Here is a 20,810-nt window from a genome sequence, read left to right as displayed (position 1 = left end):
TAAACTATTGAACATTAGTCAAAAGTATTAATTGAAGCTATGAAAAAATATGTACTCTTTTTGAACATACTCATCGCAACTATTCTGTCTCTGGACAGCGTAGAAGCACAATCTGCATCGGGAGGCAGCCGGCTGAACATAGTCGGAAAGAAGAAGCCAGCCAGTTCAGAGCAAATCAAGTTTTCGGTAATGCCTTCCGGGCTTAGTTATAAACCGTTATCCTTACAAAATCCAAAAGCGCTTAATAAATTCTACACCTCATTTTTGTTCTCTAACCCCAACAATGCTGATAGCAATTCCAATCTTGCTGCCGAAGTTGTGGAAAGGTCAGGAGAAAGGAAATCAGTGGCTGTGGAAGCTCATCTGAAAGTAGAAGAGCAACTTTATGTTAGTGACAGGATTTCGGTATCGAATATATATCCTAACCCTGCCAGTGAATATGCGGAGCTAGATTTTACGATCGCCCCTTCGGTTAGGGAGGCTAAGCTGATATTTTATAATGTGCTTGGTTCCAGAATGAGCGAACTGACGCTGAATAAAAACGATAAGAAGTTGCGTGTCAATACGAAGGACATGCCAACCGGTCTTTATTTTTACCAGCTATCGATTGACGGTCAGAAAGTAGCAACTAAAAAAATGCTCGTTCGCCATCAGCAATAGGCTTCTAATTAACACTAGATCAGCTACGCATTCGTTATGGATGGTGTAGCTTTTTTTATTACCTTTGCAGCCAATATGCGAAAAAACAGTCCAGCAAGCTATTTCTTGCTTTTTATTGCAATCCTTCTTTGTACTACTTCGTGTAGCAAGTTCTCCCGATTACAGAAAACAGGCACGGATCAGCAGAAGTATGATGCTGCGATGGCCTATTACAAAAAGGGAGATTTTTACAAGGCCGGCATTCTGTTTGAGGAACTTATCCCTTTGTTAAAAGGCAGTACAGAATCGGAACTTGCGCAATTCTATTACGCTTACACGCAGTACCAGCAAAGTCAGTACAACACGAGCCAGTTTCTGTTCAAGAAATTTTACGACACCTATGCGCGGAGTGATTATGCGCAAGAAGCATATTATATGCATGCGTTTTCGCTGTATAAAGACTCTTCCCCATATAATTTAGACCAAACGAGTACGCATACCGCTATTTCGGCTATGCAGGATTTCATCAATACCTATCCTGAAAGTCCGTTCCGTGACGAGTGTACAAAGTATATCTTGGAATTGAGATCTAAGTTGGAAAAGAAAGCTTACGAGCGGGCTAAGCTTTACCACAAGATCAGTGATTTCAATCTGATGTCACTGAAATCTGCGGTGATCTCGATCGAAAACTTTAAAAAGGATTTCCCGGACTCTCAGTATAACGAAGAACTTGCCTTCCTGAAAGTGGAATCGCAATACAACCTGGCTACCAATAGCTTTATCGACAAGCAGAAAGAGAGACACCAGGATGTTGTGAAGTTTTATCAGGAACTGGTCGACAAATATCCGACGGGAAAATTTAGCCGCGATGCGGAAAGAATGTTTGATAACAGCCAGAAGCAGATAGAAGAAATTGCGAAACTGGAATTGGAAAGACAGAAATTGAAAGAGGCGAAACCAGATCCTGAGAACCAGCCTACAAAAGTAACTACCCCTGCGATTGCGGAACCGAAAGGTCAGTAATCCACATTATAGTGTTTTAAAATTTTTCAAACTATATAAGACAATCATGGCAACTAATCCATCGATCATTACCCGGGATACCGATAAAATAGCGGACGTTACCGGAAATCTATATGAATCTGTATCGGTTATCTCAAAGAGAGCACGCCAGATTTCAAGCAAAATGAAAGAAGAGCTTAACAACAAGCTTGCTGAATTTGCTTCTGGTGTTGACAATCTGGAAGAAGTGTTCGAAAACAGAGAACAAATCGAAATTTCTAAATTCTACGAGCGTATGCCAAAAGCAGGAAGCATTTCAATCGATGAATTTATCGAAGGTAAAACTTACCACGCATTCCGGACTACAAGCGACGAAGAATAAATTAGAACAAATGAAAAACCAGCCTCAATTTACATTGTGGCTGGTTTTTCATTTGTATACATAAGATTTGGAGGAACTTCTTCTTACTTTGCATTCGAAACAAACTATTTCAGCCAGCTATAAATCCACAAGCGTTGAATCTGAAAGGCAAGAATATCCTCATCGGAGTTACCGGAAGTATCGCTTCATACAAGTCTGCATTGTTGGTAAGGCTATTAATCAAAGCCGGCGCGACAGTACAGGTTGTAATGACGCAGGCAGCCACCGAATTTATTACGCCTCTCACTTTATCAGTACTTTCCAAAAATCCCGTTTACACAACCTTCACAAGTGGAGAGGGCGAATGGAATAACCACGTTGACCTGGCACTTGCGGCCGATGCTATCGTAATTGCACCGGCGACGGCAAAGACGCTTGCGAAATGCGCAACAGGCAACTGCGACGACCTGCTAACAGCCATATATCTATCTGCACGCTGCCCGATATTCTTTGCTCCGGCAATGGACCTGGATATGTTTCATCACCCTTCCACCACCCGGAATATAGCTTCACTGCAATCGTTCGGTAACTTTTTTATTCAGCCGGAATATGGGGAGCTGGCAAGCGGTTTGACCGGTGATGGAAGAATGGCGGAACCCGAAACGATCGTTTCCCGGCTTAAAGATCATTTTGCCAGGCAGCCTCTTGCATTTACCAAGAGAGTGCTGGTAACAGCCGGGCCAACCGTAGAACCGCTTGATCCCGTGCGTTTTATCAGTAATCATTCGTCTGGAAAAATGGGTTATGCCATCGCTGCTGCATTTGCTGCGGCTGGTGCTCAGGTAACATTGGTAAGCGGCCCGACTAACATCAAAAGTATCCCACCGGCGATCCGGAGAATACAGGTCGGGACTGCGCAGCAAATGCTTGACGCTACTACTGCGCACTTTAACGAGCAGGATGTGGTCATTTTCGCGGCCGCCGTGGCCGATTATACACCTAAGTTTGTGGCCGATCAAAAAATTAAGAAACAAGGTTCAGAAATGGCGCTTGAACTGATTAAAACGGCCGATATCGCGGGCACCTTGGGACAACAGAAACGGGACGGACAACTATTGATCGGCTTTGCGCTAGAAACTGAAAATGAGGTAGCCCATGCGCTGGACAAGCTTAACCGCAAAAACCTCGATTACATTATATTGAACTCACTTAATGATGCCGGTGCAGGGTTCGCGCACGATACGAACAAAATAACCGTTATTGACAGGAAAGGAAATAAGCGGCTCTTCGAATTAAAATCAAAAGAAGAAGTCGCGCAGGATATTCTGGAAATTGTGATTGATCAATGGAAAAAGGTATGAAAAAACTTGCCGCAATTTTTATTCTCTTATTGACCTTAAATGCTGGTAGCATTTTCGCGCAGGAGCTGCAATTTACTGTCAATTTGAATTATGAGCAGCTTGTGGCGCAGCAGAAAACTGACCCGCAGTCCATGAACCAGCTTCAAAACTACATGAATGAGTTTTTGAACAATACCCGATGGACGAATGACCAGTTTGCGAAAGAAGAGAAAATTAAGTGTAAGCTGAATGTCAATCTAACCAGATCGCTGGCGCAGGGCAGCTACGAGGGTAATGCACAGCTGGTTGTTTCGAGGCCGGTTTACAACTCAAATTATGAATCGGTACTGTTCACATATGTAGATAAGAACTTCACTTTTACTTATTTACCTAATACCCAATTATATTTTAACGAAAACAGCTACACCGAGGAGCTACCTTATATTCTCGCCTTTTATGCGAATGTAGCGCTGATATTCGATTATGACTCTTTCAGTAAAATGGGCGGGTCTCCGTACGTGCAGCGGGCTTTTAATCTCGTTAACCAGGCCAGAAATTCATCTCCAAACAAACGGGGCTGGGACTCGGGCGGTGAATCCCGGAACCGGTATTGGTTGATTGAAAATCTCATGAGTCAGCAATTCACTCCTTTTAGGGAAGGAATGTATAAATACTACCGGCAAGGGTTGGACGTAGCAACTGAAAACCCAGTCGAGACGAGGGCGAAAGTGCTGGAATTTCTGACCACTTTGAAGGAAGTAAATCAGCTAAGGCCCGCTAGCGTCGTGATCAATTCATTTTTCGATGCCAAGTCTGAGGAGCTTTTTAAAATACTAATTGAAGCCCAGCCTGATGAACGCGCTAAGGCATATACGTTGCTTGTGAGCCTGGATCCAACCAAGACGCAGCTGTACCAGCGCCTTTCTTTATAATGAGCAAAAGACTGACCCGCATCGCATCGTCCCGGCTGTCCGATCAGGAACTGACAGGATTATTGAAACACGAAATCCATGGCGTACTGAATAATGGCAAAACGTATTTTGGCGTTTTGATTTCGTTTACAACCAGCGAACTGGTTATTCAAGATCCTCGCAGGCACGAACATACGCTTGCATTCACTGAATTATATGAGATCGTCTATGACGCAAACTCCGCTTCGCTAATTAAAACCTGACCGCTCTCCAAATCACATGCTTTCTAATTTACTTATCAAGAATTACGCATTGATCAAGCAACTGGAAATGTCGCCTGATCCTGGTCTCAACATTATTACCGGGGAGACCGGAGCGGGAAAATCCATTATGCTTGGTGCGATTGGCCTGTTGCTGGGAAACCGCGCGGATGTGAAATCGTTGTACGATTCCGGCGAAAAATGCGTAATAGAAGGGAGCTTTAATCTGGCTGGCTATGACTTACGTCCGAACTTTGAAGATGAAAATCTGGATTTCGCCGATGAATGCATTATCAGAAGAGAAATTGCAGTCTCAGGTAAGTCGCGCGCATTTATCAATGATACACCTGTCAATCTTGATACATTAAAAAAGATTGGCAGCCAGCTGCTCGACATTCACTCGCAGCACGATTCGATCTTATTGGGTAACAATAATTTTCAATTGGAAGTAATTGATTCGTTTGCCAAAAACGCAGCTATCCTTAAAACATATTCACAACATTATCAGGCTTTTCGCCAGGCAGCTACTCGATTTGATGAACTTCAAAAAAAGGCAGCCCAGCTTCGCAAAGAGTTCGATTACGATCAGTTTTTATTCCAGGAATTGAATACGGCAGACCTTCGCCAGGGTGAGCAGGAAAAATTGGAAGAAGAACTTACGATTCTTGAGAATGCAGTAGAAATCAAAGAGCGCCTGCAACTTGCTTACACTTACCTGGATAATCCCGAAACATCGGTACTGGATCTTCTCAAAAATACCACAGCCGCACTTTCGCAGGCTGCGCGACTTGTGGGTGGATATGAAGCGTTGCGGCAGCGGGCCCAAAGTGCATTGATCGAGCTCAGAGATCTTGCTGACGAAATTGATCAGGTTAACAATTCAGTGGATGTTGATGCGGGCAGGAGCCTGGAAGTTCAGGAGCGGCTGGACCTGATTTATGGTTTATTAAAAAAGCATCAGGCAACTTCCGTTGACGAACTGCTCGCTATCGAAAATCAACTTCAGGAGAAACTAAATGTAGTCCTGAACCTGGACGACGATTTGCTGGCTGCTGAAAACGAGATGATCCGGACAAAGCAGGAAATGCTTAAAAGCAGTGAGATACTGGCTGAAAGTCGGAAGAAGGTAGCCGAGCCGATCGAGAAACTGATTCTGGAACGATTGGTTGAGCTGGGTATCCCGAATGCATCCTTGTCCATTCAATTTTCCGATACTGCCCCCTCCCCCAACGGGACAAATGCGGTCGCATTCCTTTTCAGTGGTAATAAGGGCATTACGCCCCAGGAACTGCGCCTGGTTGCATCTGGGGGGGAATTTTCGCGGTTGATGATGGTAATAAAATACATATTGGCCGACAAACGCATGCTTCCTACTATTATCTTTGACGAGATCGACACCGGCGTTTCCGGCGAGATTGCCAAACAAATGGGTAAGATGATGCAAAATATGGCCAAGAACCACCAGATCATCGCTATCACGCATTTGCATCAGATTGCCAGCAGCGGCAACGCGCATTATTTTGTATATAAAGATCATTCGGCGGACAAAACCGTGAGTAAGATCAAAAAATTGACCATTGACGAGCGTGTGCAGGAGGTAGCCCAGATGATTGGCGGCCACAATCCTTCCGAGGCGGTATTACTCAATGCGAGAGAACTGATCCTGAAAGGCTGATCTTTAAATATTATTTCTAAACGTAAACAACAACTCCCGAATCATGAAACAAATCTTACTAACAGCAATTTTGGCCACAGTCTTTTTAGGTTGTAAAAAAAAAGCGGGAGAAGACAAGGTTACCGATCTGGAAACGGAAGTGCTGGCGATACACGACGAGATCATGCCGAAAATGGATAGCATTATGACTTTGAAAGCAATGCTATCGACGAAAATAAAAGAGATCGACAGTCTTGACAATATCGGTTTGAGCAGCAACTCCCTGGCCGAACAACGGATCAAGGCGATAGATATAAATAACAAACTGAATGAGTCCGACAAGTCGATGATGGACTGGATGCACGGATACAAAGGTGATTCTGCCAAAAAGCTGCAATCCGAGCAGGCAGTACTTTATTTTGAAGCAGAAAAAGATGAGATCTTACAAGTTAAACAACTGACTTTGAGGTCTTTGCAGGAAGCGAAAAAATTCTTAGAATAACTTATGCATTTCAGAAAATACATTACTCCGTTCCTGACATTATCCGCGCTCCTCGCGCTTATGAGTTGTAGTGACAACAAGTTGCCTATCATGGGCGAACGTGACTGGGTTACCAAGACTGTGAATGGCAAAGAAGTAGTCGATACCATTTACCACACCATTCCGCCTTTCTCCTTTGTGAATCAAAACGGAGAAACTGTAACCGAGAAAATAGTCGAGAATAAAATTTACGTGACTGATTTTTTCTTTACCACCTGCCCTACTATTTGCCCGGTTATGAAGCGGCAAATGACTAAAATTTACAATCAATATAAAGGAAACCCGGAGTTCATGATTCTCTCCCATTCTATTGACCCTGAGCATGATACACCGCAGGTACTAGATAAATATGCGAAAGATCTGGGTGTGGAAGGGAATCAGTGGCAGTTTCTGACAGGAGAAAAAGAGAAGATCTACGATATCGGTCAGAAAAAATATATGGCTGTTGTTCAGGAAGATAGTGCAGCTGCCGGAGGATTTTTACACAGCGGCGCATTTATTCTGGTAGACAAAGAAAAGCATGTGAGGGGTATGTACGACGGAACCACCGAAGAAGGAACAGAAAAGCTCATGAAAGATATTGCGAAGCTGCTGAAAGAGTATGAAAAGTAACAAGCTTGCATTACTGGCGCTTCATATTTCCCTTGCTTCATGTAGTACTAAAGACGAACTTAAAACGGAGCAATATTTTGCAGAAGGCTTTCAGCTTTATACTACCAACTGTGCGAATTGCCACCAGCCTGGTGGAGAAGGTCTTTCCAATTTGTATCCGCCCTTACGAGGTGCTGCCTCGCTCGGCAAAAAAGAGCTCTTTCCCTGTATTATCCGGAATGGAATGAATGATACGATTATGGTCAAAGGAAAGAAATTCAGCCGACCGATGCCCGGAAATCCAAAGCTTACGGATATTGAGCTAGCTGAACTTGTGACTTATGTAACGATAAAATGGGGAAAAGACAGTACCTACACCTCCATTGAATCGATTCAGAAATCTTTGCAGAATTGTGCTCCGCTATTGTGAAGACGGGTTCAATTTGTAAACGCCCGTACCTTTTCTGAACTTGATACTTGTAAAATCTTGCTCGGCATCCAGTCCGACTCCGTTAGTAACTTCCGGGCTGCCTACTTTGCGGATAGCAACAGGTTTATCAGTAAAAATCTTCCTGGTCCGTGGGCTCCAATTAAGCTCAGAAGTGTACATGATCTGATTGGATTCGGACATTACCACCTTGACATTTCCTTTCACAATATAAATGTCCGAACTCTTGTCGTACCTTCCTGAGTCGGACCTTAACCTTGTTACGATTGTACTCAGCGAATCGAAGAAACTGATGTTTACGGTGTCGGGAAAAATCTGTGTTTCGTTTTGAAATCGCAGCGATCTTGGCGTTTTCATCAATACCTTCATTTTCCCCTGCTCGCTGTATTTAACCTGCACATCGTTAACTACCTCTACCGGGCCTGTGTACAAGGCGCCTACCTTATTTTTCTTATCCTCGCAAGATGATAAAAGGATCGCCAGCAGGGCTACAATACAAAAAGGAGATAAAATTTTATCTCCTTTTAAAATATACAGTGCTAGTATTAAAACCCTCATTCGTAAGGAACTAGTCTAGTTTTTGTTTAATAAACCATCTTTCTAGTAAAGTTATCCCGAGCACCACGCGACCATATTGTTCTTTGATCTGCCCAGATCCTGAGCTTCCCCGCTGCCCTGCAATTAACGCAACAGAAAGGAAGTTCTGATAACCCCGTCCCATCGGGAACGTAAATCCGAGACTGATATTAGCATCATTTACATTAGTCCCACCTACTACGTAAGGTGTATTTCCGTAGCTGAAACCAACGCGATATCTGACAAGGTCAAAGTATTTGAGTGAAGTAAACTTGGGCAAATACTCGGCGCCTAAGTGAATCCGGTTCACATCTGTCAGACCTTCAGACGAGTTGCTAAAATTGCGGTAACCCGACCAATTCTGGCGGCTGTAATCAGCCGATAAGATCAGTTTGAAAGGCCACTCAAGACTGGCGCCTACCTGGAACTGTTCAGGAATTGTCAGCCCGCCGTTAAGATTATTTTCAAGGGTATCCGTCGTGATAGGAAATGAGCTCTGCGTCAGGTCAAATGAAGTGGTACTGGCAGCATTCAGCCTGGTACTGAAACTGTAAGCACCGCCCAGATTCAGGTTCAATTTATTATCCTTTCTAAGCGGAATGCGACCTGCCGCACCTGCACGGAAAGCGATATCAGAATAAGTGGTTCTTTGATTCAGACTAACCATTTCTTCACTAACAATAGTGGTACCCGGCACATTCTCCACGGTAACTTCCGAAGCCCTGCGCACGTTACCAAAGAAATAGCTTGTTTCAAGCCCAAGGCTCAGATATTTGTGAACCTGCACAGAATTTGTGATAGACGCCTTGTTGATTCCCCCCTTTCCCGACGTGATATATCTTGCATTTGCAGCTGTTCCAATAACCGGGCGCGACGATTGATTTTCATAATCGATAAAGCTGTACGGTTTCAGATTCGCCCCGATCACCCACCTTGAACTTACCGGAAAAGAGAGAGAAACATACCCCAGGTTTCCGCCGGCATTCCGCTGAGATTGTTGACCAGAAGTGATGTTTTTATATTGTCCGATCAGACCGATATCCAGTGTAGTAAATCGGTTTCGTACCCAAAGCGCTGGGTTAAGGTTGTTGATCTGAAACCCGCTCGCAGTACTGACTCCCGACTGTCCCATTCCTGAATTATCGGAGTATGCTTCGCCGTAAAATTCACCCATACCGAGCGAGGAATAAGGCGAATTACCAAGACGTTGCGCCAAAAGGCCGTCACAACTCCATCCCAGTGTAATTGTAAGTGTAAGTAATAAAACTTTACTGTAATGAGACATTATATGTTAAAATTCTGTTCAAGCCTATTAAAACCAATTCCGGCACCGCAAAGATGGGTGGTTTCAAGCTACTTTCAAAAAAAGTAATATCCCCACCACATATTACTACGCGCAATTCGGGGAATTTGTGTCGGTACCGTTGAATAATTCCTTCAATTTCTGCAAGAGTGCCGTTCATGACTCCGCTAAGCATTGCAGTTTTGGTACTTTTACCAATTAACTCCGGGCCTGTTTCGGGATCGATCATAGGAAGTCTTTTAGTGAACGAATGCATTGCTTTGAATCGCATTCTTACACCGGGAGAAATTAATCCGCCCTGAAACGCAGCACTGCTATCGATCAGGTCATAGGTAATGCAAGTACCCATATCTATCACCAGAATATCTTCATCAGGAAACAAAAAATTGGCCCCTGCACACGCTGCGATCCTGTCTGCTCCAAGCGTTTCAGGCGTATCGTAGTGTTTTGAAATGGGAAGAGGGGTTTGTGGCGACAGGCTGTGCACGCGAACAGGCATTTGAAGCGCTTCTGTAAATTCTGCTTCCGTGTAACTTACAGATGAAAACAGAATATGCTCAGGCTGCTCTTCGCGGATCGTCCGGATCAGTTCATCGAAACTCAAACCTGTCGTATAGCGTAACAGTTTTTCATTTTCAAACCAGCCAGCCTTAGAATAAGTGTTCCCGGAGTCGATGACAATATTCATATTAAAACTTAAATGAGGGTCGTTAATAACTAGCTGCAAATATCCTAAAATGAAATAGGCATGCAAATTGGGCGAATTTCTTTGTATATATTTATATCTAAATAGCTGATTATCTGATCAATACCAAATTTAAAATGTTTTTATTGCTAATTATTTGCATTGATACCAAAAATTTTGCACCTTCGTCCATCTAAGTCAGTATCGACTTTTAAATCCAGAATCCATCTATCGGTAACCACCATTCCCTGCGTTACCTAGGTTTACAAATCTTGCCGATTTATTATTGTCAATACTTCTGTATTATCAAGTTGCAAATTTTCACGATTGATCCATCAAAGCTTTCAATTAGTAAAGTCACTTTCCAGGGCTTCTACAATATATATTTATTCGAATATCAATGACCATCACATGACTTCGGCCTATCCCCGAATTTAATCCAAACACATTCACAACTTATTATCCCACCGGTAAAGTGTCACTTTACTTCCTTTTTTATGCCTACAATTGATGAATTAAACATTAAGCTCCTCTCCGAGCTTAAAGAAATAGCAGGTAGCCTGGGCGTACCTGACCATACTAAACTCTCTAAAAAAGAACTAATTAACCGGATCCTGAATACACAGGAAAGGCCTGCGCAAGTTGCAGAACCTGCATTTTCAGAGGCTGCCCAGGAAAGGGTCACTTCTGTTGAAGCCACTTCGACGGATTCGGGTTCGGACGAAACTTCCTCGGAAGATGGCGACGAACCAAAGAAAAGAAGGGCGCGCAGACCAGCTGAACCTGTTCCGGTTGCCGTGAAAGCGGGCAATGGACGTTCAGGAAAGGGTAAAAAAGATAACTCCGCGCGCAGCTCGCAAACTCCCCTGTTCAATACCCCGGAGAAAAGTGAAAGCCCGCGGTTATTCGATGAAAGACCAAAAACCAGTAATACAGATATAAACGACGAAGACGATTCAGATAATGATACACTGAATGATCTTGGTCGGGAAGAAGTGGTTGCACAGGCTCAAAACGAGCCAGCTCCGGCTCCTGAAAATACGGAAGAAACAACTGTTACCGATATTCAGGATGTAGTTTCACCTCCAAGAGAAGAAAAACCGGCACGCCAGAATAATGAAAATGCCGAGCGCCAGCCACAATCTGCGCCACAACCGCAACGTGAAGATCCGTCTACAAAAATCAAACGGAACTATAATAATTACGTAAGAGAATTCGACGGGCTGATCACTAATGAAGGTGTATTGGAAATTATGCAGGATGGAGGCTACGGCTTTTTACGCTCTGCTGATTACAATTACCTCGCCAGTCCTGACGATATCTACGTTTCTCCTTCACAAATCAAGCTTTTTGGTCTTAAAACGGGTGATACCGTGAAAGGTCAGATTCGTCCTCCGAAAGAAGGCGAGAAATATTTTGCATTGCTGCGGGTTGAAACTGTAAATGGCAAAACGACGGAAGAAATCAGGGATCGTATTCCTTTTGAATACCTAACTCCCCTATTCCCAGACGAATGCCTGAGACTGAGCTCCCGACCAGACCAGTATTCAACCCGTATTCTTGATCTTTTCGCTCCGATTGGAAAAGGACAACGTGGTATGATCGTAGCGCAACCTAAAACCGGTAAGACGGTTTTGTTGAAAGAAATCGCAAATGCGATCACACGTAACCACCCTGAGGTATTTTTGCTGATCCTGCTGATCGACGAACGTCCTGAGGAAGTTACCGATATGCAGCGTAGTGTACGTGCGGAAGTAATTGCTTCTACATTTGATGAGCAGGCTGACCGTCACGTGAAAGTCGCCAGCATTATTTTGGAGAAAGCCAAAAGAATGGTTGAATGTGGTCACGATGTTGTGATTTTGCTCGATTCAATTACACGTTTGGCGCGTGCTTACAATACAGTGGTACCTTCATCCGGTAAGATCCTTTCAGGTGGTGTGGATGCGAATGCATTGCACAAACCAAAACGTTTCTTTGGTGCTGCCAGAAATATCGAAAACGGCGGTTCACTGACCATTATCGCTACTGCATTGATCGATACGGGTTCTAAAATGGACGAAGTTATATTTGAAGAGTTCAAAGGAACCGGTAACATGGAATTGCAACTGGATCGCAAGCTTTCCAACAAGCGCGTGTTCCCGGCTATTGATGTTGTCGCTTCCGGTACACGCCGCGAAGATCTGCTGATCGACAAAGAAACACTGAAAAAAGTGTGGATACTAAGAAAGCACATGGCCGATATGAATGCGATGGAATCAATGGATTTCCTGCTCGAACATATGAAAGGGACACGGAACAACGAAGAGTTCCTGATCTCGATGAACCGATAAATAAGAAAGGGTCTGGGTCAACACTCAGACCCTTTTTCATGTTCGCCTATTTTGCAAATTCCCCTCCCGAAAGCTACTTTTAGAATATTTCCAATTCATATAGCTAACCCATGCATATATGTTGAAAAGCAAACCGCTTTGGTGGACTTGTCTGGCTGTCTGGATTTTGGGCGCTATATACTGGCACATATGCCAGATCAAGCAGCTTTGTGATCAGCTGCCTGCTACCGGCATTTTTTCTGAAAGATTATATTCGTACAATTATCTGACAGGCCCGAAGATAAGCGTCAGCGAATTTCAGATAAACATTAATTTGCTGATCCAGTATTTCGTTCTGCTGCTCGTCACGTTCGTTTTAGGCTTTTTCACAGCACGCAGTTATGAAACGAGGAAAACGCGGGAATTGAAATATAAGCTTAATCAGATCAGTCGTGAACTGGCTTTTTCAAAATCGAGACAATGAACCAGCTGTCTTTTCCGATAGAATCTCAGAGCCTGGCAATTGCTGTCGGAGAAATAGCTTTACTGCTGTTTCTCTCCGCGATACTTGGGTGGTGGTTGGCAAAAACGATCGTGAAAAGGCGGATTAGCAGAATGCGTATATTGCTGGAAGAAAAAAAATATGAATTGACCGAATTTCGAACTTCAATGGAAAACAATAACCACCAACCAATCGCAACGAATGCTTCCAAAACGGTTTATCCTGTCACCAGCCCCGATCACGCGCCCGACGATCTGAAACGCATTGACGGAATAGGCCCGAAAATCGAGGAGCTTTTTAATAAGGAAGGAATTCACACCTACGAGCAGCTGTCCGAAACTTCCGTGATCAGAATGGTAGGAATTTTAAAAAAAGCTGGCCCAAGATTTCAAATCCAGGATCCGTCTTCCTGGCCAAAACAAGCCGAACTGGCCAGAGACCAAAAGTGGGATGAACTGGAACTGTTTAAAGATAAGCTAGCCTCAGGAAAGGTTTATTAGTATTCTTAATAAAACAGAAAACCCGCTCGAAGGCGGGTTTTCTGCATTTTGGCTCTCTATTAAAACGATTACAAAGTGGTAACCGTACGCTGAATAAACTGCGTCAGGTCGCTTCCAGACAATAGTCCCTGAGACAATAATGCCAGATCATAAACCTGTTTCGCAAGTGATTTTTGAGCCGTTTCATCCTCCGTCGACAAAATGCGACCGATTACCGGGTGATTTGAATTGAGCGAAACAGTGTACATCAAAGGCATATCACCAAACATCGAGCGCTGACCCGAAGATGCCTGCATATCCGTCATCCGACGCATAAATTCAGGGAAAGTGATAACCACCGGCAATTCATCAACCGGCATTGGCTCAACCAGTACATTTGCACTTTTGCTGCCTGCCACTTCTTCAAAAATCTTCTTCGCTTTTTCCTGATCGTCAGCTGACAGAATGCTTTCAAGCTGCACATCCTTTTCAACCAGCTTGTCGAGCGTGTCCGCATCTACGCGCTTCACATTGATCTTTTCAAGCTTTTGTTCTAATGCATTGATAAAATGCGAGTCGATCATGCTGGACAGCTCCAATACATCGTAGCTGCGCTTTTTGGCAGATTGAATGAATGCATCCTGCTTTTTCTCATCAGTGGTATAGAGCCAGATCTGGGTATCGTTTTTGTCTGTCTGATTTTCGCCGACGTGTGTCCGGTATTCTTCAAAAGTGAAGAATTTACCATCTGTATTTTTCAGCAAACAGAAATCTTTCGCCTTCTCGTAAAACTTATCGTCGCTGATGATCCCGTATTTTACGAACAAACCAATGTCATCAAACTTCTTCTCGAAACCTTCGCGGTCGTTTTTAAATATTTCCGAAAGCTTATCAGCCACTTTGCGCGTAATGTATCCATTGATCTTCTTCACATTTCCGTCCGCCTGCAAATAGCTTCTCGAAACGTTTAAAGGAATGTCCGGCGAGTCAATCACACCGTGCATCAATTGAAGAAAATCGGGAACAATATCCTTCACTTCGTCGGTAATAAATACCTGGCGGCTGTAAAGCTGGATCTTTTCGCGCTGTCCCTGAAAATCGTTTTTCAGTTTAGGGAAATACAATACACCCGTCAGATTGAACGGATAATCTACATTCAAATGGATCCAGAAAAGCGGATCTTCGCTGTAAGGATAAAGTTCTTTATAGAATGCAAGGTAATCTTCGTCTGTCAGGTCCGCAGGATTTTTAGTCCAGACAGGGTTCGGATTGTTGATCGTTTTCTCTTCAAATTCAATTGCGATCGGCAGGAACTTGCCATATTTTTCAAGTATTCCGCGCAACCTGTGCTCGTCCAGGAATTCTTCTGAATCTGCGGCCACATGCAGGATAATATCTGATCCGCGGCTTTCTTTTTCAGCCGGAGAAAGTTCAAATTCCGTTGAACCGTCACACTGCCAGCGTACTGCCTCAGAACCTTCCCTATAAGATTTCGTGATGATCTCTACATTTTCCGCAACCATATACGCCGAGTAAAAACCAAGACCAAAGTGACCGATAATACCTTTGTCACCTTTTCCGTCCTCGCCTTTGTCTTTATACTTTTCAACAAATTCAGTCGCACCGGAAAACGCGATCTGGTTGATGTATTTCTTGATCTCATCGGCCGTCATACCGATACCGTTGTCGCTGATCGTGATCGTTTTTGCTTCCTTATCCAGCTTCACCACCACTTTCAGTTCGCCCAGTTCACCATTAAACTCGCCGTAAGATGCCAGTTTCTTGATTTTCTGAGATGCGTCAACTGCATTTGAAACTAATTCTCTTAAAAAGATTTCGTGGTCCGAATAAAGGAATTTTTTGATAATCGGAAAGATATTCTCGGTGTGGATGCTAAGATTCCCTTTTTCCTGAATCACTGATTCCATAGTCTGTTTTTTTGGTTTTATATTTTTAGAATTGTTTTCGGCTGTTGCAATACCCGGCTGAAATATGCGTTCCAAATACAATCAAAATACGCGCTGGCTGACACATTGTCAGTTTGCGTACCGATAAAAGCCTTTAACTATCCGGTTGGTATGTGAGTGGCTTTTTTCTTAATATTGCGATTGGTAAACAACCCAGCTAGAATCTCAAAACCGTTCCACACGAACACCAATTTCAAACATGAATCTCATTAAAAAAGCATTTGCGGGAGCATTTTTCCTTTGCACAATTTCGGCTTGTACCACCATGAATTCGGTACCTCTGTCCAATTACACAGTTTTCACAGAGGATTTGCGGCGCGATCTGGAAGCGGCAAGTATTCCGCTCGAAAAAGTGCAGTTTTTCAATGATAAAGCGATCAATATCAGAAGAGAAGTTTCCGATCCGAATGATATCAAAGTAAATCCGGAAGGGCAGATTACAATGAGTAATGGAAAAAGCATTCAGACAATCAATGTATTACCATTTACTCCCGGAGTTTCACTTGGTTCGGATTCGGGCTCGATAAGTGTTTCGTGGGACGATACACAGCAGGATACAAAAGGTATGAAGTTCAACCTCAGCGGTCAGAACTACTTTTTGGATGTGCTTCCTAACAATAAATTCGATTACAAGGAGCGTACTTTCGATTTGCAGAGTGGAAACGGAGCCCGGCTGTTTGTGAAGAAAGACCTTTTGAAGCAGGTTAAAAATTCAAGAGAAACCTTGAAAGGCCGGAAAGTTGGTCAATAAGAAATAAGATATAAAGCGAAAGGCCAGCAAATGCTGGCCTTTTTTGTTGCTTATCAGTTCAGGTTAAAATATTGGCTTTTATCTTTTAATGCCGGCTTCTCGATAATCTTAGAGTCGTAAATCAAAACCAGGATCATTAACCCTATAATCACTGCAAGTCCGATTTGCAGCGAGGTGATCACACCGAAACTGGCCATATTACTTTTCGATTCCTTCATCAAATCCTTGCCCACGTCCGACTGAATATTCGTCAGCGCGTTCAGGCTAGCTACCGCTTCCTTGAACTTCAACGCGCCATTTTGTGCAAATACCCGCTTCCCTCCTTCCACGTTGCCCGCCGCGCACTGGTTTAGTATTTCCTGCTCCAAATGCACATATCTGCTATTCTGCTCCTTAAATGCAGTCAGGCTTTTTTCTTCCTCGGCTACCAGGTAGGTTTTTTCAAAAACGCGGATCAGCGAATCAATGCTCTTATCATACGATTTCAGCTGCTCAGCAACCGGAAGTTCGCTGGTTCCTTCGCTCGTAAACAGGTGATTTTCAAGAGTCAGCCGCTTACTGTACAAATTTTCAGTAATGTAAAGGATCGTAGTTGCCGGGATCAGCCGGTCGTTATAGATCGAAGCCGACGATTGGTCGATCCCCTGTGCATTCCGCTGCAAAAGTACCGTTCCCAGGATCACAACCAACATAATACCACCAAGCAAAGCCGCAGCCCTAAACTTTCTCTGAATTACAAAAGTCCATTTCATCTCATGAGGTTTATACACTTCGTCAACCGAAATCAATATAGCAATAATGCTATAATATCTTTTCAAATTAACGTAACAAAGATACAGTTTAATATCCCACTCCAAGCAAAACAAGAAAACCGACGCTGAGGTTGCATCGGTTTCCTTTAAAGGTCTATGAATCTTACTTCTGCTCTCCTCCGCCTATTACATCCGTGTTGTTAACAGATTTAGTCCTTTTCTTCGGCGCATCAAAACTCATTTTTCCGATCGCATAGTTGAATGTGATCTTGAAATTCCTGTTATAGAGCTGCGTTTGCGAAACCTGATTAAACTGTGGAGAAGTGAGGTCAGAAGTGAATCTTACCCCTTTTGTCATGAAATTCTCCGCGGCAAATCCAATACTTCCCTTCTTGTTCGGCAGATCTTTTTTAAAGCCCAGTGAATACATGTAAAAGCCTGTCCGGGTTCCTTGCAGCTGGATTTCCTTTCCGCGGTAGAAACCAAAAGCCTGCACGCCCCAACCCTGGCGAAGTGTAACCTGTGACATCAACCGGCCACCATAATTAAACCCAGAGTTACTGGCTGTTACCGAAGTTCCTTCCAGGCTGGTAGTCTGCCCTTCGAGGTAACTATGCAGGACATCCAAACTACCGTTAACAGTCCATTTTGGGGTGAGGTAAACATTTGCAAACACATTCATACCATACGCGCGCTGCTTTCCGATATTGTCAAAAGTAGTCACAATAGCCCCCTGCAAAGTATCCACCGCATTCCTGACCTGCGTGATCGAATTGTTGGTCTGGCGGGCGAATGCAGAAATATTCAGGTAAGTCTTTTTAATATTGGTACTCATCGCGATCTCAAAATTATCCGTCAGCTCAGGGCTCAATGCGGGGTTACCAGTGCTGATACTCTGCGGATTAGACAAGTTTACATTTGGGTTAAGCTGCTGAATACCGGGCCGCTGGATCCTGCGATTGTACGCGGCTTTCAACGTTGTGCTGCCTGAAATACTTTTCGAAACATTGATACTTGGTACCAGATTTCCATAATTCGGGATACTCACTGCGCCTTCTTCTCCCAGGTCCGCTGTAATCCCCGTGAATTCGTAGCGAGTACCTGCTTTGAAAGTGTATTTGTTTTTAGTGGTCAAAGTATAGGAAACATAACCCGCCGCAACATTCTGAGTGTAATTCAAAACGCCGGAAGGATTTGCAGGACTCAATATAAAATCGCCCGATTCAGTCGAAGTCAGATATCTGAAATCACTGTCAACTGTCCTGAATATCCCCTTTGCACCAAATTCAATCAGCTGATTTTTACCGATCGGCGTCTGGTAATCGGTCTGGATCGTGAATTCGGAGTTACGGTTTTTGTTTTCGTTTTTTAACGTACTGGCAACTGCATTGGATTCTGTAAGCAGATCTGTATTGAAATTATTCGTCAATCCGGTCCGGCTGTAAAGCGTAGAAATGCTCCACTCCTGCTGCGGCTTGAAAGTCCGGATATAGTCAATATTGAAATCCACCGTTCCCGAAAGATCCTTGCGGTTCACTTTGCGCTGCGAGCCAAGGTCCAGCACATCGTTTTCAAATTGATTAATATTCAGGTTTTGCTTCTGGATAAAATTTCGTGTCCCATATCTCAGACCAGCCGACAGTGCCTGATTTTTACCCAGATCATAATCCCAGCCCAACGAATATTGACCGAACAAACCCCTGTCTTTCGCATCGGAAGTTTGTTTGGTTAAAAATGAAGAACCTTCTGAGAAAGTTGTTTGATCTAATGAAGAAGTAGCCTTATTATAAAAAGCCCGGCCAAATCCACCCAGCGTAAAACCCATTTTACCTTTACGGTAACTTCCATTCAAGCCTAAATTCGTTCCGCGGTTACCTACACCTGAATCGATATTAAGGGTCAAACCTTGCAGGTTGTTCTTTTTGGTAATAATATTAATAATACCGCCCGAGCCTTCTGCGTCATATTTCGCAGAGGGAGAAGTGATCACTTCCACCGTTTTGATCATATCGGCTGGTATCTGTTTCAGTGCATCCGCCACATTGCTGGCGATGATCGTCGAAGGTTTGTTATTGATCAGGACGCGGATATTAGAACTTCCTCTCAGCGAAACGTTTCCGTCCAGGTCAACCGAAAGCATCGGCACTTTACGCAACAGGTCAGCCGCGTCGCCGCCTTTGGAAGTAATATCTTTTTCAGCATTAAAAACAAGCCTGTCCACCTTCTCTTCGATCAGCGACTTTTCACCCGTAATGGTCACTTCCTGCAAATTCTGCACAGTGGAAGCAAGCTGAACCGAACCCAGCTCAATATCCCTGCCTTTTTCAATTTTGATATTATCAATCGATTTGTCCTTAAATCCGATAAATGAGATCAGCAGTTTGTAGTTTCCCGGAGCCACTTTGGTGATCGAGAATCTCCCCGTTTCGTCCGCCGTAGTTCCGTCGATCGCTTTATTACCCTCGACACTGAATAATGCAATACTCGCAAACTCAACTCCTTTTGCAGCAGCTGAGTCCAGTACAATTCCGGATATCTTAGAATTCCCTTTTGGAACAGTTTCCAGAATCGGCCCGCCCGCCGGAGCTGCAACCTGTGCATTTACATTTTGAACCAAAAACAATGTGAGCAGCGATAATGAGGCATTTCTGATAAGTGACAGCGTAGATTTTTTCATGATTTCAGAACACGGTATAAAAAGAGAGCCGGAGTGATTTTTCCTGTTTAAATTATAATTACTGATACAAAGGAAAAGTATAACCGTCACATCCAAAGTGATAATAGACAGCCGGGCGGTTTTCATCGTCGAATTGCCCGGTTTGTCCGTTCCAAATTCCCGGGAAAGACTGGTATAATTTTGGTAAAGTCTGTTACAGTAATGATTTCTTATCCGTTTTAAGCCATTTGTGGTTTACTTTGGGCATTGAATCTCATCAGATGACATTCACTCCATCCGCGACCAAACGCTCTTCTATTCATGAATGATGTTGTAATTGATTTTAGTAAAGTCCACCAGATACAAGTTTTCGGCATTACTATCCTAGAACCTTCCACGGTATTATCCAGCCTGGCGATGACTGCTATTTGCATTTATGCATTTATCCATCTCAATAAACTGGGCCGCGCACACAGAATGTACAAGCAGATCCAGTACTTCTTCCTTTTTATGGCGATCGCGACTGCAATTGGCGGCGTTTTGGGCCACGGCTTCCTGTATTTGACGGGGCAGAAAGGAAAGATTCCAGGCTGGTTTGCCAGTATGATCGCAGTTGCACTCTTTGAAAGAGCCGCAATCTGGCACATCAAGCCCCTTTTACAAAAACGTAACGGACTGATTTTGGGCTGGTTAAATTATATCGAACTGACCGTATTCTTTATATTGACCTTCATAACCCTCAACTTCCTGATCGTCGAGATCCACGCCTTCTACGGGTTGTTCCTGATGTTGTTTTTGATTGAAATATATGTGTACCGGAAAAAGAAAGATCCCGGCAGCGTGAATATCTTCATTGCCACATTCATGGGCGCGCTTGCCGCTGGCCTGCACGCACTCAAATTCAGTTTTGGCCCATGGTTCAATTATAACGACATCAGCCACATAGCAATGGCTGCCTCGATCTGGTACTACTACAAAGGCGCCCGCCACATGACATATTACGGGGAGGAAAAAATAATTCCGGAGAAAATAATACAAGAGGAAGACTGATATTTTATAAAACGAAACGAGGCCGCTGCA

At 43.7% G+C, this 20,810-nt stretch carries 21 protein-coding genes; 15 read left to right on the top strand and 6 right to left on the bottom strand.

Going from position 1 to position 20,810, the window contains the following annotated elements; genetic code table 11:
- Nucleotides 1–39: 39 nt before the first annotated feature.
- From LZG94_RS03885 to LZG94_RS03840, 10 genes are all read left to right on the top strand, one after another.
- Nucleotides 40–660: a T9SS type A sorting domain-containing protein gene (locus LZG94_RS03885; RefSeq protein WP_233790626.1), complete on the top strand. Its 621-nt coding sequence runs from the start codon at nucleotides 40–42 to the stop codon at nucleotides 658–660.
- Nucleotides 661–735: 75 nt separating this feature from the next.
- A complete protein-coding gene (locus tag LZG94_RS03880; protein WP_215235672.1) occupies nucleotides 736–1,662 on the top strand; it encodes an outer membrane protein assembly factor BamD in 927 nt (308 codons plus the stop codon).
- A 46-nt stretch (nucleotides 1,663–1,708) separates the two neighbouring features.
- Entirely contained in the window at nucleotides 1,709–2,023 is a 315-nt protein-coding gene (locus LZG94_RS03875; RefSeq protein ID WP_215235671.1) for a DNA-directed RNA polymerase subunit omega, read from the top strand.
- A 134-nt stretch (nucleotides 2,024–2,157) separates the two neighbouring features.
- Nucleotides 2,158–3,363 carry a bifunctional phosphopantothenoylcysteine decarboxylase/phosphopantothenate--cysteine ligase CoaBC gene (gene coaBC / locus LZG94_RS03870; protein ID WP_233790625.1) on the top strand — a complete coding sequence of 402 codons (1,206 nt, stop codon included), beginning with the start codon at nucleotides 2,158–2,160 and terminating at the stop codon, nucleotides 3,361–3,363.
- Nucleotides 3,348–4,274, top strand: a complete 927-nt coding sequence (locus tag LZG94_RS03865) for a DUF4835 family protein (RefSeq protein ID WP_406566172.1) — start codon at nucleotides 3,348–3,350, stop codon at nucleotides 4,272–4,274. The genes coaBC and LZG94_RS03865 overlap by 16 nt, the downstream gene beginning before the upstream one ends.
- A complete protein-coding gene (locus LZG94_RS03860) occupies nucleotides 4,274–4,516 on the top strand; it encodes a hypothetical protein (protein ID WP_233790624.1) in 243 nt (80 codons plus the stop codon). Before LZG94_RS03865 ends, LZG94_RS03860 begins: the two co-directional genes overlap by 1 nt.
- Nucleotides 4,517–4,532: 16 nt before the next feature.
- Nucleotides 4,533–6,188: a DNA repair protein RecN gene (gene recN / locus LZG94_RS03855; RefSeq protein WP_233790623.1), complete on the top strand. Its 1,656-nt coding sequence runs from the start codon at nucleotides 4,533–4,535 to the stop codon at nucleotides 6,186–6,188.
- Between the two features lie 43 nt (nucleotides 6,189–6,231).
- Nucleotides 6,232–6,669 (top strand): viral A-type inclusion protein, encoded by a 438-nt coding sequence (locus LZG94_RS03850; protein ID WP_233790622.1) that lies wholly within the window; start codon nucleotides 6,232–6,234, stop codon nucleotides 6,667–6,669.
- A gap of 60 nt (nucleotides 6,670–6,729) precedes the next feature.
- Complete coding sequence (locus tag LZG94_RS03845) at nucleotides 6,730–7,320, top strand: SCO family protein (RefSeq protein ID WP_233791115.1); 591 nt, start codon at nucleotides 6,730–6,732, stop codon at nucleotides 7,318–7,320.
- Nucleotides 7,310–7,729, top strand: a complete 420-nt coding sequence (locus LZG94_RS03840) for a cytochrome c (RefSeq protein ID WP_233790621.1) — start codon at nucleotides 7,310–7,312, stop codon at nucleotides 7,727–7,729. The genes LZG94_RS03845 and LZG94_RS03840 overlap by 11 nt, the downstream gene beginning before the upstream one ends.
- Here LZG94_RS03840 and lptC read toward each other — a convergent pair.
- The 3 genes from lptC to LZG94_RS03825 are packed head-to-tail and all read right to left on the bottom strand — an operon-like array spanning nucleotide 7,721 to nucleotide 10,314.
- Nucleotides 7,721–8,305, bottom strand: a complete 585-nt coding sequence (gene lptC, locus LZG94_RS03835) for an LPS export ABC transporter periplasmic protein LptC (RefSeq protein ID WP_233790620.1) — start codon at nucleotides 8,303–8,305, stop codon at nucleotides 7,721–7,723. The two genes, LZG94_RS03840 and lptC, sit on opposite strands and share 9 nt — an antisense overlap.
- A 10-nt stretch (nucleotides 8,306–8,315) precedes the next feature.
- Entirely contained in the window at nucleotides 8,316–9,608 is a 1,293-nt protein-coding gene (locus LZG94_RS03830; RefSeq protein WP_233790619.1) for a hypothetical protein, read from the bottom strand.
- Nucleotides 9,592–10,314 carry a type III pantothenate kinase gene (locus LZG94_RS03825; protein WP_233790618.1) on the bottom strand — a complete coding sequence of 241 codons (723 nt, stop codon included), beginning with the start codon at nucleotides 10,312–10,314 and terminating at the stop codon, nucleotides 9,592–9,594. The genes LZG94_RS03830 and LZG94_RS03825 overlap by 17 nt, the downstream gene beginning before the upstream one ends.
- A gap of 494 nt (nucleotides 10,315–10,808) precedes the next feature.
- Between LZG94_RS03825 and rho the strand changes: the two genes are divergently transcribed.
- From rho to LZG94_RS03810, 3 genes are all read left to right on the top strand, one after another.
- Nucleotides 10,809–12,644, top strand: coding sequence for a transcription termination factor Rho (gene rho / locus LZG94_RS03820; RefSeq protein WP_233790617.1), 1,836 nt, complete (start codon nucleotides 10,809–10,811; stop codon nucleotides 12,642–12,644).
- 118 nt (nucleotides 12,645–12,762) lie between these two features.
- Nucleotides 12,763–13,107 carry a hypothetical protein gene (locus tag LZG94_RS03815; protein ID WP_233790616.1) on the top strand — a complete coding sequence of 115 codons (345 nt, stop codon included), beginning with the start codon at nucleotides 12,763–12,765 and terminating at the stop codon, nucleotides 13,105–13,107.
- A complete protein-coding gene (locus tag LZG94_RS03810; RefSeq protein WP_233790615.1) occupies nucleotides 13,104–13,625 on the top strand; it encodes a hypothetical protein in 522 nt (173 codons plus the stop codon). Before LZG94_RS03815 ends, LZG94_RS03810 begins: the two co-directional genes overlap by 4 nt.
- 68 nt (nucleotides 13,626–13,693) lie before the next feature.
- Here the strand turns inward: LZG94_RS03810 and htpG are convergent, their stop codons facing one another.
- Nucleotides 13,694–15,532, bottom strand: coding sequence for a molecular chaperone HtpG (gene htpG / locus LZG94_RS03805; protein WP_233790614.1), 1,839 nt, complete (start codon nucleotides 15,530–15,532; stop codon nucleotides 13,694–13,696).
- Between the two features lie 238 nt (nucleotides 15,533–15,770).
- Here htpG and LZG94_RS03800 point away from each other — a divergent pair, with 238 nt between their 5' ends.
- The gene (locus LZG94_RS03800; protein ID WP_233790613.1) at nucleotides 15,771–16,322 is read left to right on the top strand and encodes a hypothetical protein; all 552 of its coding nucleotides are present in this window, start codon (nucleotides 15,771–15,773) and stop codon (nucleotides 16,320–16,322) included.
- A gap of 53 nt (nucleotides 16,323–16,375) precedes the next feature.
- On the opposite strand, the gene LZG94_RS03795 is transcribed toward LZG94_RS03800, so the two are convergent.
- Both LZG94_RS03795 and LZG94_RS03790 read right to left on the bottom strand, forming a co-directional pair.
- Nucleotides 16,376–17,074 (bottom strand): MCP four helix bundle domain-containing protein, encoded by a 699-nt coding sequence (locus tag LZG94_RS03795; RefSeq protein WP_233790612.1) that lies wholly within the window; start codon nucleotides 17,072–17,074, stop codon nucleotides 16,376–16,378.
- Nucleotides 17,075–17,237: 163 nt separating this feature from the next.
- Nucleotides 17,238–19,751 (bottom strand): TonB-dependent receptor domain-containing protein, encoded by a 2,514-nt coding sequence (locus LZG94_RS03790; protein WP_233790611.1) that lies wholly within the window; start codon nucleotides 19,749–19,751, stop codon nucleotides 17,238–17,240.
- Between the two features lie 300 nt (nucleotides 19,752–20,051).
- Here LZG94_RS03790 and LZG94_RS03785 point away from each other — a divergent pair, with 300 nt between their 5' ends.
- A complete protein-coding gene (locus tag LZG94_RS03785) occupies nucleotides 20,052–20,780 on the top strand; it encodes a DUF6962 family protein (protein ID WP_233790610.1) in 729 nt (242 codons plus the stop codon).
- Nucleotides 20,781–20,810 lie beyond the last annotated feature (30 nt).

This window comes from Dyadobacter sp. CY343, assembly GCF_021390335.1.
In the GTDB taxonomy this organism is placed as follows: Bacteria; Bacteroidota; Bacteroidia; order Cytophagales; family Spirosomataceae; genus Dyadobacter.
This window is presented reverse-complemented; position numbering and strand designations above follow the sequence as displayed.